The 14,407-nt window shown below is 24.9% G+C and carries 9 protein-coding genes; all 9 read right to left on the bottom strand.

What is annotated here, in order from left to right; translation table 4 throughout:
* Positions 1 to 6 precede the first annotated feature (6 nt).
* Genes QMA87_RS02725 through mip form a run of 9 tightly spaced genes read right to left on the bottom strand, consistent with a single transcriptional unit; the run spans position 7 to position 13,977 of the window.
* The gene (locus QMA87_RS02725) at positions 7 to 3,021 is read right to left on the bottom strand and encodes a variable surface lipoprotein (RefSeq protein WP_283833820.1); all 3,015 of its coding nucleotides are present in this window, start codon (positions 3,019 to 3,021) and stop codon (positions 7 to 9) included.
* On the bottom strand, positions 3,008 to 4,411 hold the full coding sequence (locus QMA87_RS02720; RefSeq protein WP_283823817.1) for an MSC_0618 family F1-like ATPase beta subunit: 1,404 nt from the start codon (positions 4,409 to 4,411) through the stop codon (positions 3,008 to 3,010). Before QMA87_RS02720 ends, QMA87_RS02725 begins: the two co-directional genes overlap by 14 nt.
* Positions 4,395 to 5,936, bottom strand: coding sequence for an MSC_0619 family F1-like ATPase alpha subunit (locus tag QMA87_RS02715; protein WP_283830398.1), 1,542 nt, complete (start codon positions 5,934 to 5,936; stop codon positions 4,395 to 4,397). The genes QMA87_RS02720 and QMA87_RS02715 overlap by 17 nt, the downstream gene beginning before the upstream one ends.
* A gap of 10 nt (positions 5,937 to 5,946) precedes the next feature.
* Entirely contained in the window at positions 5,947 to 8,100 is a 2,154-nt protein-coding gene (locus QMA87_RS02710) for a hypothetical protein (protein WP_283827102.1), read from the bottom strand.
* Positions 8,093 to 8,521 (bottom strand): MSC_0621 family F1-like ATPase epsilon subunit, encoded by a 429-nt coding sequence (locus QMA87_RS02705; protein WP_283823820.1) that lies wholly within the window; start codon positions 8,519 to 8,521, stop codon positions 8,093 to 8,095. Before QMA87_RS02705 ends, QMA87_RS02710 begins: the two co-directional genes overlap by 8 nt.
* Positions 8,521 to 9,384: an MSC_0622 family F1-like ATPase gamma subunit gene (locus QMA87_RS02700; protein ID WP_283833819.1), complete on the bottom strand. Its 864-nt coding sequence runs from the start codon at positions 9,382 to 9,384 to the stop codon at positions 8,521 to 8,523. The genes QMA87_RS02705 and QMA87_RS02700 overlap by 1 nt, the downstream gene beginning before the upstream one ends.
* Positions 9,371 to 9,865, bottom strand: coding sequence for an MSC_0623 family F1-like ATPase-associated protein (locus QMA87_RS02695; RefSeq protein ID WP_283823822.1), 495 nt, complete (start codon positions 9,863 to 9,865; stop codon positions 9,371 to 9,373). The genes QMA87_RS02700 and QMA87_RS02695 overlap by 14 nt, the downstream gene beginning before the upstream one ends.
* Positions 9,849 to 11,264 (bottom strand): MSC_0624 family F1-like ATPase-associated membrane protein, encoded by a 1,416-nt coding sequence (locus tag QMA87_RS02690; RefSeq protein WP_283833818.1) that lies wholly within the window; start codon positions 11,262 to 11,264, stop codon positions 9,849 to 9,851. Before QMA87_RS02690 ends, QMA87_RS02695 begins: the two co-directional genes overlap by 17 nt.
* Complete coding sequence (gene mip / locus QMA87_RS02685) at positions 11,242 to 13,977, bottom strand: Ig-specific serine endopeptidase MIP (protein WP_283833817.1); 2,736 nt, start codon at positions 13,975 to 13,977, stop codon at positions 11,242 to 11,244. Before mip ends, QMA87_RS02690 begins: the two co-directional genes overlap by 23 nt.
* Positions 13,978 to 14,407: the final 430 nt, after the last annotated feature.

The raw sequence follows: 14,407 nt of genomic DNA, 5'->3' as shown, positions 1-14,407 counted from the left end.
TATTTCTTATTTATCTTTAATAATTAATTGTCTATAAATACTTTTTCTTCCAATTAATTGTTCAACAATATTTTCGATAGCATATCTATTTGCAGGGCTAATAGTTATTCCGTCTTGAAATTCGCCATTTTTTTCTTTATCTTTGCCATTACCTCATATACTACCAATAATATTAATAGCTCTAATTAATTTAGGAATTAAATCTTGAATTCCATCAATTAATTCATTAATATTATTATCATTATTATACTTATCAATAAGCTCTCACATTCCTCTAACGATGGACTGATATTTTAAGTATAATCCATTGTTTTGTGCATAATTATCTAATCTTCATCTGTAATCTGTTGATTCAATATTTTTATTATCAAATGAATTAGCTTCTCTAAAATAATAATTATCAATACTTGTATTTACTTTTTTGTTTTCCATATCATTTTCTTTACCTACTGAAGTAAATCTACCTATAAATAATTCAAAAACATCTCGAATTTTTGTTGCATTATTATTATTATTGTAGCCTAATAACTCTACTCATCTAGTCACTTGCGCCATTATATGATCAAAAATAGAATAAATAATATATTTCGGACCATTACCTAATTCTATTTTTACTACTCTTTTTTTGCTAGTAGAAGCTTGTTTAGCTTCATTTTCTTTTCCATTATTTTTAGGAAATTCAATAGAATATAATCTAGCTCCATCATATTCTAATTCATCATAAGTTTTATTAATATCTAATTCAACAACTTTTTTTTCATTGGTATCAATATCGGGTTTTTCAGCCAAACCATTATTATTAACAAAGAATTGACCAGTAGAATCTAAATATTTTCGATTCTTTTTAACAATTTTAATAACCGCAAATCTAAGATTTTGCATAAATAACATAATCTGATCCTTATTATTAATTATTTTTAACAATAATAATTCAAGTCTTGTTGTTAAGTTATTAATAAAATTTTCAAGTTGTTTATAAGTATAAGCGCCACCTAATAATAAATTAGTTGCTAATTCCATAATTTCAATAGCCGCATTTACTTGTAACTCTCAATTAATAGAAGCATCATTGCCGCCGCCATTATTGCCGTTCACCTTTATATAATTATCAATATAAGAATAATCTTTTTGTTCTTCTTCTAATTTTTTAGTCGTTGAAATTTTCCAATAATCTTTAATTTCTTTTTCTGGTATTTCTTTTAATACGCCATACTTATTATTTAATATAGCATGATTGACTTTTTTAAAAGAATCTAAAATTGAAAGAAATACCCCTCTTGCTTTTTTAACTTTTTTTTCGTAAGGTTCTTGAGCAATTGCTATTAACTGAACAGTATCTTTATTTCTGTATCAATTATATAATGTTGAAAATTCATTAATATCAACAGGCTCTAATTCAGGATCATTTCTTAAAACTAGAGCATATGATTCTGATTCTTCAGGATTTTCATCTTTAATATTTAAATTATTAACTAAATAATCATATGAATAAAATTTATTGCCTGATTTTTCATTTTCAGATAATAAACTTTCAGGATCAAATTTCTCAGCTAATGAAGATTCAACTGCTTTATATTTACTATTAATATAAAAATAATAAGGCGTACTATTCATATCGCTTGGCGCATTAATAGGGTAAAGCTCTACCTTAACCATATTTTTAAATTTTACATAAACGTCATTAACAGTATCATTTTTAAATGATAATGCTCTTGAAATAGGTCTTTTAAATTCTTTATCTAAATAAAAAGATTCAGGTTCTTTACCATCTAGTTCAGGATTTTCTTTACCAAAATCATGAAAAGCAAGCGAAGAGCTAGGTAATTTTCCATCAGAAGTAGCATCTACTTGCCCTAATGATTTACCTTTTTGGGTAAGTAAATTAAATTTAGCTGCTTCAGCATCTATGTACTTAGGAAAAATCTTATAAGTTTCTCCATCTTCAAAAACTTTTGTTGAATTACCTTCTTCATCAAAATCAAGTTCTTCATTTTCTTTGCCATTTTCTAAAACTAATCATTTTCCAACTTTTTTCTTAGCACTAATAGCAGGCCCACCTCATTCTTTTAAACTTAATTGTTTTTTATTTACTTTACCATTAGCACCAAGAGTAATTGTTCGATTAGAATCTTGAGTTTTATTTTGATTTAGAACATAAATAATTGTAGGTTCGACAAATTTAGGATAAAGTGTTGTATTTTTTGTAAACTTATAATCACTTTTGCCATTTACAAATTTAACTTCAACATTTTGTTCTTCATCTAAATATAATGCTTTTAAAATTTTTTGATCCTCTTTAATACCAACAGGCTCATCAATTTGATTGTGAATATTTGTAACAATGTTTTGCGTTGTTTCATTATTGTTATAACTAAAAGTTACAACAGGTCTACCTAGCTGATCTTTTTTAACTCTAGAAATGAATAATTCAGATTCACGCTCTTTAGCATCAGGAGTAGCAAAGTGTAATTTGTAACCAAAAACTATTTCATCATATGTTGAAGAAACACTTACAACTTCAACTCTTTTAGCATTATCATTAATAATCTTTACATCTTTATGAGTTATATTAAGATTATAATTAACTTCTTCAGGAGTATTTCATTCAAACTTAGTTTGTTTATTGTAATTTTTAATAATTTCTTCTCAATCGTTTTCGCTAATTTCTTTAAAACTTGAAAGTTGACGTTTAATTGTAAAAATAACATTAGAAGTTTGTTTATCTTTAACAGCAATAGTCAACTCAACATGTTGTTTACCTGTTACGCTTGAAGTAACAATTTTTGGATTTCTAATACTGTAAACTACTTCTTGATTATTAAATCATATTGCATCACTTGAAACATTTAGCTTATCAAGTTGATGAATATTAATTTCTTCATTATTAAATTCTAAACTATCTTCAACTTGTGCCCTAAATTCATCTTTAGTTTGAGTTTTTATACAGCTAAGTGAAATTAAAGGTGTAGAAATAAGTGTGCTTAGTGCAAGTATTGATAATATCATCTTATTTTTTTTCATCTTCAACTTCCTTTTCTTCTTCTTTTAATTCAGCATCAGTTTTTAAGGATGAAACATCAGCTATATAACTAAAAATATCGGGAGTTTGTTCTATATATTCACCATTTAAAATTTTAATGACAGAATTAACTGTATCTTCCATTTTTACATATACACCAGGACTATTTGTAAAATGTTCTGTTGTAAAGAAATTTTGGGTAAAAAAGTTTTCAAGTTGTAAAGCAATTTTAACAATTCTTTTATTATCATCATCAAGTTCAGCAAATCCTAAAATCATAATAACATCTTCTAAATCACGATATTTATTTATAATGGCTTTTGCTTTAGCAACAGCGTCAAAATGTTTTTGTCCAACTAAATCTACTTTTAACGAGTTAGTATTTGATTCCATTGGATCAATAGCTGGAAAAATATTTTTAGCAGCTATTGCTCTTGAAAGTACGATATTTCCATCTAAGTGATTAAAAATTGAAACAGCACTCGGATCACTTAAATCATCCATAGGTAGAAACATTGTCTGAAACGAAGTAATTGAGCCATTATTATTTCTATATAAACGCTCTTCAATATTTGCAATATCAGTATCAAGTGTTGCTTGATATCCCCCAATAGAAGGTTTTTTACCTAAAGAAGCACTTACTTCATTTTCAGCCTGAATAAATCTATACATATTATCCACAAATAAAAGAACATCTTCTTTATTAACGTCACGTGCATATTCAGCTGCTGTTACACCAATAGGTACAATTGACATCCTAGCACCAGGTGATTCATTCATTTTCGAAATAAATAGTGTTGAGTTGTTCATTAAATTAGATTTAACTAATTCATTGTATAACTCAACTCCTTCTCTACTTCTTTCTCCAGAACCGATAAAAATATTCCCAGTATTTTTATTATTTCTATTAACATTAAAAATAATTTCTTTCATTAAAACTGTTTTTCCAACACCAGCTCCACCAAAAATTCCAAGCTTATTTCCTTTAACAATTGGTGAAAAGAAATCAATAACCTTAATTCCTGTTTCGAGAATAATCGGTGAAGAAATATCTAATTTATTATTATCAGTATTTGAATTCATTTCAATATATTGAATTTTTTTACTTGTTTTAATCATTGGTTTACCATCAAATGAAAAAATATTACCTTTAATATTTTGACCTACTGGTACTTGAAATGAGCTTTTAGTGTCAACTACTTCATCGCCAATAGCGATATTAGCATCTTTATAAATAATAACAGCCTTAGCATTCTCATCATCAATAATTCTTTTAGTCAAAAGATATGTTTTACCATTATGAAGAGTTAAAATACTATTAAGTTTAGGAGTAGAACCTTTAGCAAATTCTACTTGAACAGTATCTGTTCATAGTTTAGTTATTTTCGCCATTATCAACTCCTATATTGTTTTTAATTTCATTAAATAATTCTTTTTCATTATTAATGATATATGAATTTTCTACTTCAATATTTCAATTAAGATTATAAGTAGAAGAAAATTTATAAATAGCATATTTAAAATAGTTTTTGGCTATTTGACGATCAAATTCAATATTATTAATGATATTTTGGAATATTGAGGCTGCTTTTTGATCTTTAGTAATGAATTCTTGAATAAATTCAAAAGCTTTTCTTTTATCGTCGATTTCAAGAAGTAAGTCTCAAATAATAATTTGTGAACCAAGAATAAGTTGATTTTGAGAGTAAATGCTAATTCCTCTTTGTTCTAATAACTTGTCAATCTGTTTACCACGCCCTATCTTTCGAGCGGCTTCTTTATTTAGTTCATAATCCATTGATGCTAATTTAAGTTGATTTTTATAGGCATAAAATCACTTAACAATATCTTTTGCTATTTTTCTTACAATTGAATTTTGAACTGAAGAACCTGTTCTTGAAACTGAAAGATTAATATCAATAGCTGGCAACTTATTTTTTAAGAATAAATCTGAAGAAGTTACAATTTGACCATCAGTAATAGAAATAACATTTGAAGCTATTAAACTTGTTAAATCATTATCAACAATTGAAATAATTGGTAAAGCCGAAATTGTTTTTCGATTAACAAAATTACCAGAACGTTCAAGTAAAGAAGAATGTAAGAAAAATAATTCTGAAGGCATTGCTTCTCTTCCTACAGGTTTATCTAAAAGCAGTGACATTTCTCTTACAATATTAGCGTGTTTAGTTAAATCATCAAAAATGATTAAAACATCATCTTCATATGAAATGTTTTCAGCATGAGCCATTCCGATATAAGGAGATAGATATTGTTCATATGCATTTGAAGAATCAGCAAATAAAATAATAACATTATCAAGAACATCATGTTCTTTAAGGCGATTGTAAATATTCATTAAATCTTCTTTTTTAAGCCCTATTGCCACATAAATACATTTTGTATTTAGTTTAGCTTGATTAATAACGGCATTTAAAGCAATATGTGTTTTACCAGTTTTACGATCACCAATAATAAGTTCACGTTGACCCTTACCAATCGGAATCATTAAATCGATAATATTAATTCCAGTAAATAATTGTTGATCTAATTCCTGAACACTAAGCAATTGGTGAGCTACACCAAAAGCATTATGTTTATGTGGAAAAATATCACTTTCTTCTTGATTTTGGTCAACTGGAAAAATTGTTTTTCCATAAATATCAACAATTTTTCCAAACATGCTTCTTGAGGTTTCTACTTCAAGAGAATCTTTAGTTTCATAAATTTCATCACCTAAAACTAATGGATAATTTTTATCACTAATTATTAAATTAGCTTGGTCTTTACTTGCTGATAAAACAAACATTCTGACATTTTGATCTTTTGTTGTAAAAATTTGATTTTGTTTATAATCAAATTTACCTTCAACGGAAACAATATAATCATGAATTGTTTTAATAATAGGTTGTTTCATCTTTTCTCCTTTATATTAAAATTAATAATAATCCAACAATGCCAGCTGCTAATATGAAGCTACCTAATGTTAATAAGATAATAATTAATTTATTTCTTGTTTTGTTGTTTTTGCTTATCATGATAAATCCTAATAACATCATAATTAAGCTTAAGAATATGAAAACACTAAAAATAATGATTAATGATGTATCTTGTTCTCTTTTTATTGCCTTATTAATATCTTTAATTTCTTTTTGAATATTTCTAAAAATATCGCCATCTTTTTCTAAATCAGTTTTAGCAAAATTTTTACCTAATTGCCATAATTTTGAAGCATTGTTCAGCGCAATTGCTGTTGCTCTAACATATTTATCGTATCAAGATGTGTAATCAACAATATCAGATTTCATTATTCTGTTTAATTGTTTAAAACTTAAAAATGTATTACGATTAAACTCATTAACTTGTTCTTTTTCTAGATTTAACTTATCATAAATACGATTAATTTTAATAACAGCATCTTCATTTTTATAAATATTTTCAAAAATCGTTAATTTAAACATACGATCATTTTGGGCAGCTAGAGCTTGAAGTAAATTAAGATTAGCCTCAAGCTCATCTCCTTCAATTTTTAAGCTTACTAAATATTTAATAAAATGATCAAAAGCTTGCTTGACAGAATAATCTTCTTTTAAAAAGAATTGCATTTTGCTTTCATTTTCATTAAGAAGAAATAAAACTCCTCTTTCAATTATTTTTCTTAGTGTGCTTTTTTGTTCTGGTAAAGTCAACTTTTCATAATCAAGATGTTCCCCAACTTTAAGAGCATCATAAAACTCTTTCATTTTTTCTTGAAAATATTTATTCTTTTCAATTGCCAAATCAATTTGTTTATAACGATACTCATCTAATGAAACATTTGTTTTAAAAGTTCTTGAAATTTTTTTTCCTCGATCTGCTTCAAGTAAATCGGTAATTGTGCCTTCAACACTAATTTTATTGCCACTACCAGTAATTGAATTTAAACTATATGAATATCGTGTATTAACAGGATTAAAAAATATTGGTTTTTTAGGATCTATTAATTGTAAAAAGTGATTAGCATCAAGAAAGTTTCTTGAATCTATATTTTCAAAATAAGGAATTAAATCAGGAATTTTAAGAATTTCTGCTTGAGGATCATGCGGTACTTGCGGACTGCTTTCTTTTGGAAAATCACGTTCTTGATCACTAGGTTTAGGTTTTGCTGGTGGTGCAGGTTTAGGTTGATCTGGTGGTGCTGGTTTTGGTTTTGGTTGCGGTTTTGGTTGCGGCTGAGGCTTTTCTTTTTCTTTCTCTTTTTCTTCGTCTTTAACTTTATTATTTTCTAAATCAAATTTAATAAATTCATTTTGGAAAATTTTCTTAAGAAATTTATCTCAATCGCCATCAAATTTTTCATCAATAATTGGAACAAATTCAACTTTTTCATGTTTAATTTCCAATCTTAATTTAACTTTTGGTATTTCATCAGGTAAAAAAATTTTTTCAAACTTTGATTTTAAAGCAGAAAAATATTTTGCAATTTTTTCATCAACTTTTTTATATGTTAGTGGATTAACAATTTCTTTTTCATCATCAATTTTTCCACCTATATTTAAGATTTTGTCATAGTTATTATCTTGTGAAGTAACAATATCAACAAAATCGCGACCATCAAATTTAATTTTAGCCGATGTTAACTTTTTGGCAGTAGTAATTGCTTTTAAAAAAGTTAAACTAATTCCATACTTCTCAGGATTATTAATAAATTCATCTTTTAAAACATATTCGTCATCATCTTTTTTTGTAAAATATTCTTTATATTTTTCAAATACAAGAATTTCAGAAGCAGCATCCTTAATTTTTTCAAAATCTTTTTCTTTTTCAGCATTGTCATATGCTTTCTTGCCATCAATAATCTTTTCATCAAGTTTTTTGACAAATTCATTAAAAATAGATTTAAGAAAGTCCTTACCCTTGCTATTAAAAAGTTTTGTATATTCTTCAGGATTATTCTTTTTTTCTTCTGCAGCTTTTTCTTCTTCTAATTTCTTTTTCTCTTCTTCAGTTAATTCTTTTTTCGGTTCGTTTTCAGCCGAAACAAGAGCAAGAGGAAGACAAGCTATTGTTAATGGCATTAATAATTTTCAAATCTTACTCATATTCCACCTCAATAAGATTTAACTTATTAATAATTTCTTGACGATAAGCTTTAGAAATTATTTCCTCTTCTTCAATTGCATCTTCAAGACGAAAATCAACTCTTTTAAGAATATTTATTTGATTAATTCTTTTAATATAATGAGATTCTTTTTGTTTAATTTTAGTTTCTGCTTTTATAAAAAGATTAATCTTTGAAGTTCCTCTTAATGTTAAATGTTTTTCTTCACAAATTAGTTGTGCTTGTGAAAGAAAAGTATATAAAGTTTCATTTGAAGATTTTATTTGAAAAATAATATCTTCAAATCCACCAATTGTAAGCTTTTTAATTTCTACTCATTTTTCTATATCGTTATCAAAATAAGACAAAGTAGAATTATAGAATTTTTTCACATCATCTGAATAGTAAATTGCTATTTCCATTATTCCTCCTGTGTCTTATTAGTAAGCATAATTAATTCTTCAAGTTCAAGTTCTCTTCTAACTCTTGAAATTTTTCTTTTAAGTTTTAACATCATTTCATCAATTGTTTTAATTGTTTTATTTAGTGCTACTAAGCTAACTTTTGCATTATATAAGTTAGATTCAAGCATTAAAGAACAAATTGAATAAAACAAATATATTCTTGTTAATGATTTAATAAAAACATTAACTTCAGGAATGATTTGATACTTTTTAATATCATTTTCTAAATGTTGTTTAGTTGAATTACGATATAACAAATTAATATTAGAATTTTCAAAAGGAAATAAGGTAAAGTAACCATGAAGATTTTTATTGGAATTAATAATAAATTTAATTGATTTGTAATTTTCTACTTCTGAAACTTTAGTTATAAATTTAGCTACTTCTTCTCTAATTTTGTCAGTTTCTTTACCTTCAAACTTTTTAATAATGTTAAACCGATTCTTTTTGCAAAATTTAAAAGCTGCCTCACCAACAGTAATAAAATCTACTCGAGTTTTCTTTCTAGATTTGAGTATTAATTTTTCATATCTTTCATGTGGATTAGTTAATTTTGTTTTTTCTTCAGTTACATAAATTCATAATTCCTTGCTATTACCTTTAAAAAAAGGTATTTTACGTGGTTTTAAATAACCATCAATATTATATTTTTCCTTTAAAAACTCAAGAATATATTGAGAGTTTCTTGCTAACTCGACACTATTATTAATAATGTTAGATTTTTTCATAATACTAATGGTTAAAATATTCTTATCATTTTGAACTTTTTTAGAAATATGCTGAATATTTTTATATTTCTTTTCAATTTTACCTAGTTCCATTTTCAATCCTTAAATATGAAATTCACTCTTTTGAGAAAAAAAGTTTAATTTCATTAGAAACTTCAGAATTAAATAAAATTATTCCTTCAACAACTTCAACAGCAACATCTGTTTCAAGTAATTGATTAATTATTTCATTAAATGTAGTTAAAAATTGATTATTTAAATTTGAACATAAGTTTAATGTTTCAACTGAAGAATCATCTTGATCAATTAATACTGGTAATAATGCTAATGAACCAAAACGTAAATTTTGAGCAAACCCAATAACAAATTTATCAAATTTGATATATCAACGATTGTTTCTTGCTAACTCAAAATTAGCAAGAAATTCTTTATATTGTTCAGATTGATAACCTAAATTAGCATTAAGAAGTGTTGTGCTAATTAATTTATTATTATCAATCAATTTATCACTAGTTTTTAATTCATCATATTGTTTGAATAAATCAAAATATTGCACATTATCTTTTTTCTTCATTTTTTATTTCCTTTCTTCTAATAATTCGGCTTGTTAAAGCTAAATGAATTGTAAATATAACTTTTACAATTAAAAATAATAAACAAACTAAACTAAATATTATTAATATTAGTTGATTTGTTCAAAATGGATAAAATGCAATGTTCAAATTTTCATTTGAATTTGATTGTAAAAAGTAATTCAATCAAAATACTAATCCCATAATAACTAATAAAATTAGTACAAAACGTTGAGTAAAATCACTTTTTTGGCTTTCAAGATACATATTGCTAAGTAAAATAGCGAACAGTACAATGCTTGAAATGAAGGTTATAAGAAAGTTAATTTTAATCAATGTATTATTAGAATTTTGCAAAATAAATAAAACTAATAAAGATCATTGAACTACAGCTAAAGTAAAAAGAATAATTTCTTTAAAAAGCGCTTGAATTTTAAATCAAAAACGATGATGAATTAAAATTAATAATGTTGTAATAATTATAAAATTTAAAGCTGCATTAACACTAATTCAAATAATAAAATCTTTGATTTCATCTTGAAAAAAGATTTGATAATTAATTGTTTTTAAAATTGTTATATAAATACCTCAAACAATTAAAGCAAATAAAATTGAAAATATCCCCGCAATAATTAATTTGTTATCCTGCGTTTTAATGTTTTTAAAATAATCATTTAAAAATACAATATTTGAAAAAACTACCAAAATTGAAAGTGATAAAAATACTAATAAGATTGGTATAAAACTATAAAGTGAATCGGTTAATTGTGCACTTTCTCTTTGATGAAAAAACTTTCTAATTTCTGTATAATAATCACTATTGATTCAATTTTGTTGCGGTTTAATACCTTGAACAAATATCATTGAAAGTATTATTCAGGCTAATAAAATTGAAATATTTGTAAAAATACTAATAATGTATCAAATAGCTGAAATTCTACCCGCTTTATTATTTCTTCTTAAAAAATAATGTAAAAAAATATGGGTAGATTTTAATAACATATAAGGAACTAATAATAATGAAATATAAATATTATTAATATCACTAATATAACGAGGATGAATAAATAACAAAGATATTGCTATTATACCTAAAAGTAGGTATAACCAATAAATAGGCATCAGTTTCTTGGAATACTCTCTTTCGGCAGTTATTGAATAAATTACTTTATAAATGGATGCAACAAAAATATATGAAACTAATACAAATCTAAATAAAATCCTAATATTAAATTCAATATTTGCATCATTAGATAAATCAAATAGTTGTTTATTCAATGTTAAACTTATTGGAGTTGAGAATAAAGTTATTATAACTCCAATAAAAAGAAATAATAATGAAGTGATAGTTACAATTTTAATTTGATTTTTTTTATAATTAATTTTTAAACTTGAATTCATCTGGTATTCCTTCTTCTTTTGTTCCGTGAGGTAATAAGAATGTTTTTATATCAGGATATATTTTACCTAATTGTTCTCTATATGAATTTTTTTGTTCCTTTCCTTTTCCATATATTAAGTCATATTGAGGTAAATTATAATCTCCAAATAAGCCTTGATAATTAAAACCTTCGCTTCTAAGCGCGATTGTTAAACCAGTTCCTATTTCGCCGAAATTACCATATTTAAGATGATATGCTCCAATAATTTCATTATCTTGATTTCTCATTGAACTACCACTAGCTCCGCCACCTGGAGAATAAAATCTTGGTGCATATTCAAGTCCCATATTAATAAATTTTTTACCATCTGGCGCTTGATAAAATGCATCAGCATTTTTATTTGGAACAGAAAGGAAAGCGTCGACTATACCAGGTTTGCTTTTGAAATTTCTAAGTCCTATTTGATATGAAAGACGATTGCCGCGTTCATGGTTAATATTTTGACTATTATCAAAATTTGAACTAGCATTAATTCAAAGCGATTGTTTATATTGACTATTAGCTATATATTTATAATTAGTGTATTTTTTATCGCCCATACTCAAATAATAATCAAACTGAGTTGAAGGATAACCTAAAAGATATAATGAATCAATATTAGAAGCAATATTGCCGGCTAAAGGCGAATCAATTTTTTCATAGTTTTTTAAATAACTTTCTTTTAATAATTTAATTCTTTTATCTTTATTTTTTTCTGAAGCATATTCATTTGTAAATAATTTTGCAAATGATTCAGCTTGATTATATTTTTCGCGATTTTTAATTGATATAACTGATTCAATATCATTGTTTGCATACATTCCTATTTGTTCAAAATCTTTAATTTTGCTAAAGTCCATTTCCATAATTGCGAAATCAGCAAAATCTTCAGTATCTTGATATTTTTTAGCTTGAGATTTAACTAAATAATCCGCTGGTTTTGCTTTTAAAAAGTCTTTAGCCATAAAAATATTTTTAAACAATTCTCCGGCAGATAATAAACTTTCTGAAGCTTTTTGTTTTAATGTTCCTTGTTTTCTAATTGGGAAAGTAAAGGTATCGAAACGCGGATCATTTTCATTAGGTTTAAGTTCTTGTTTAATAACAATGCTTTCATTTGGTCTGCTAATAGCAATTGAAATAGTATTTTCACCAAAAGCATCTGCAACATGAACATTTGTTCCAAAAAAGAATTTAGTTGGATATTTCCCGTTTTCTTCAACTTTAGCATCTAAAATTCACATTGTTCCTGCTGTATTTTTTAATACATAATTATCAGGCTCATATGAAATATAGTCTTCTTTTTTATAAAGTGATAAGTTTGAATTCTCATCAAACTTTTCACCATTAAATGTATGTGAAGCAAAGAAATTATATTGATCTAATTGTTTTAATTTATCTTGATATTCTTTTACAATTTCTTTAGCTTTTGTTAATTGAGAAGGTTGATATTTTTTTGTTAAATCGAGGAAAATGTTCATTCTAGCAAATGTATTATTCATTCAAACAACAACATCTTTTTTATCTGATTCATTTGATTCTTCATTTTTGTATTTTATTCTTTTAAATGTTTCATTAAAAGCGTATTCAATATCCATTATTCTTTCATTTAATGTTCTTGGAACTTTATTTGTAAAGTTAATTGCGAAAGTTTGAAGAGCAATATCTTTATATTTTTCATTAATAAGATTTCTAGCTAAACCGCCAATAAGATATTTATTATGTACTCCAAAAGCGTCTGTTTTTGATGGCCCTTGTAATCTTTCTCCTTCAAAAATTTGTAGTTTTTTAACACCGTCTTCTAATACAGGAAGAGTAAAATTTTTGGCAAGTAAATGATTATATGAATCAATATCAAGCTTTTTGGCTTGTTCATCAAATTTTTCAATTAATTCTGAATTACGTTTCACTTCAGGGCGATATGATTCAATTTGTGAATTAATTCTTTTGAGAATTTGTTGATAATAATCTTTATTATCAATTTCAAATCTTTCACTTTGACTTGCGTTTAAATATGTATCAATGTCGCTAGTTTCATTATTTACTTCAGGCACAATAATAGATGATTCATCTTTTTTAAATCCTGTCAATGTTTTAATAATTGTTTCAATAGAATTATTTGAATCTTTGGGAAAAATGTCAATATAAATTTTTAAATTACCATTTTCAACTTTAACATTACTTACGTTATGATTATAATATTTTAAGTTTTCACCTGAAGCCTCATAAACAACATCAAGAGCACTGATATCTTTTGCATAAACATCGGCAGCTTCTAGCATCATGCCATATTTATTTTTAAATTTAAAATTATCAAATTCAATATTAGTTTTTGTACCTTTAAAACCTAAAACATTTTTATGAATTAAACCAATTGTTTCTTTTGTTTCTTTGTCTTTAACTTCAATAATTAATTCTAACTCTTTTTTATTAAAATTTGGCTTTACTTTAGTAATGCTAAATTCAAATTTATTTGCATCTTCGCCATTTTTTTCAAATTCTATATTTTCTTTAATAACTTTTTTAATATCTATTTTTGAAGGATCTACAATATCGCCTTCTAATGTTTTAAATTTAAAATTACTTAATTTAATATCATAACTTTTTTCTTCTTGTTTTACGCAAGAAATAGCAATAGTTGAAACTGCTGTTAATGAAATACTTAAAATAGGTAATAAAATTTTCTTTCTCATGTTATTCTCCTTTAATTTAATTTTATTGATGATGAAGTAACTTTCATCACATTAAAGTTTATATATTAGTATAATATATAAATATATTACTTGACTTTATTTTTATAATTAATGCCTATTTAATATAAATAAAAACATAAATATTTTTATATATGATAAATTTATACAAAATAATTAAATCACTTAAACTAATTATTTGAATAATTTAAAACTTATTTATTTTTATTTTTTTAAATTATTTATTAGTATTATTTAATTTTTTCTGTTTATTAAATTAATTAATAATAAATATAAAATTATTTCTATTTTTATGTCATATTTTTAAGAAAGTGATATATTTATTCAAATAACTATTGCATTATGCTATATGCTTTAAAAATATTTCTCTCTTTATTAAATAGATTTTTAAATAATATTGAAATATTTAATT

It is taken from the genome of Mycoplasma phocimorsus, assembly GCF_030077875.1.
Classification (GTDB): domain Bacteria; phylum Bacillota_I; class Bacilli_A; order Mycoplasmatales; family Metamycoplasmataceae; genus Mycoplasma_H; species Mycoplasma_H phocimorsus.
Note: the sequence above shows the minus strand (reverse complement) of the source record. Positions and strands in the feature narration are given on the sequence as shown.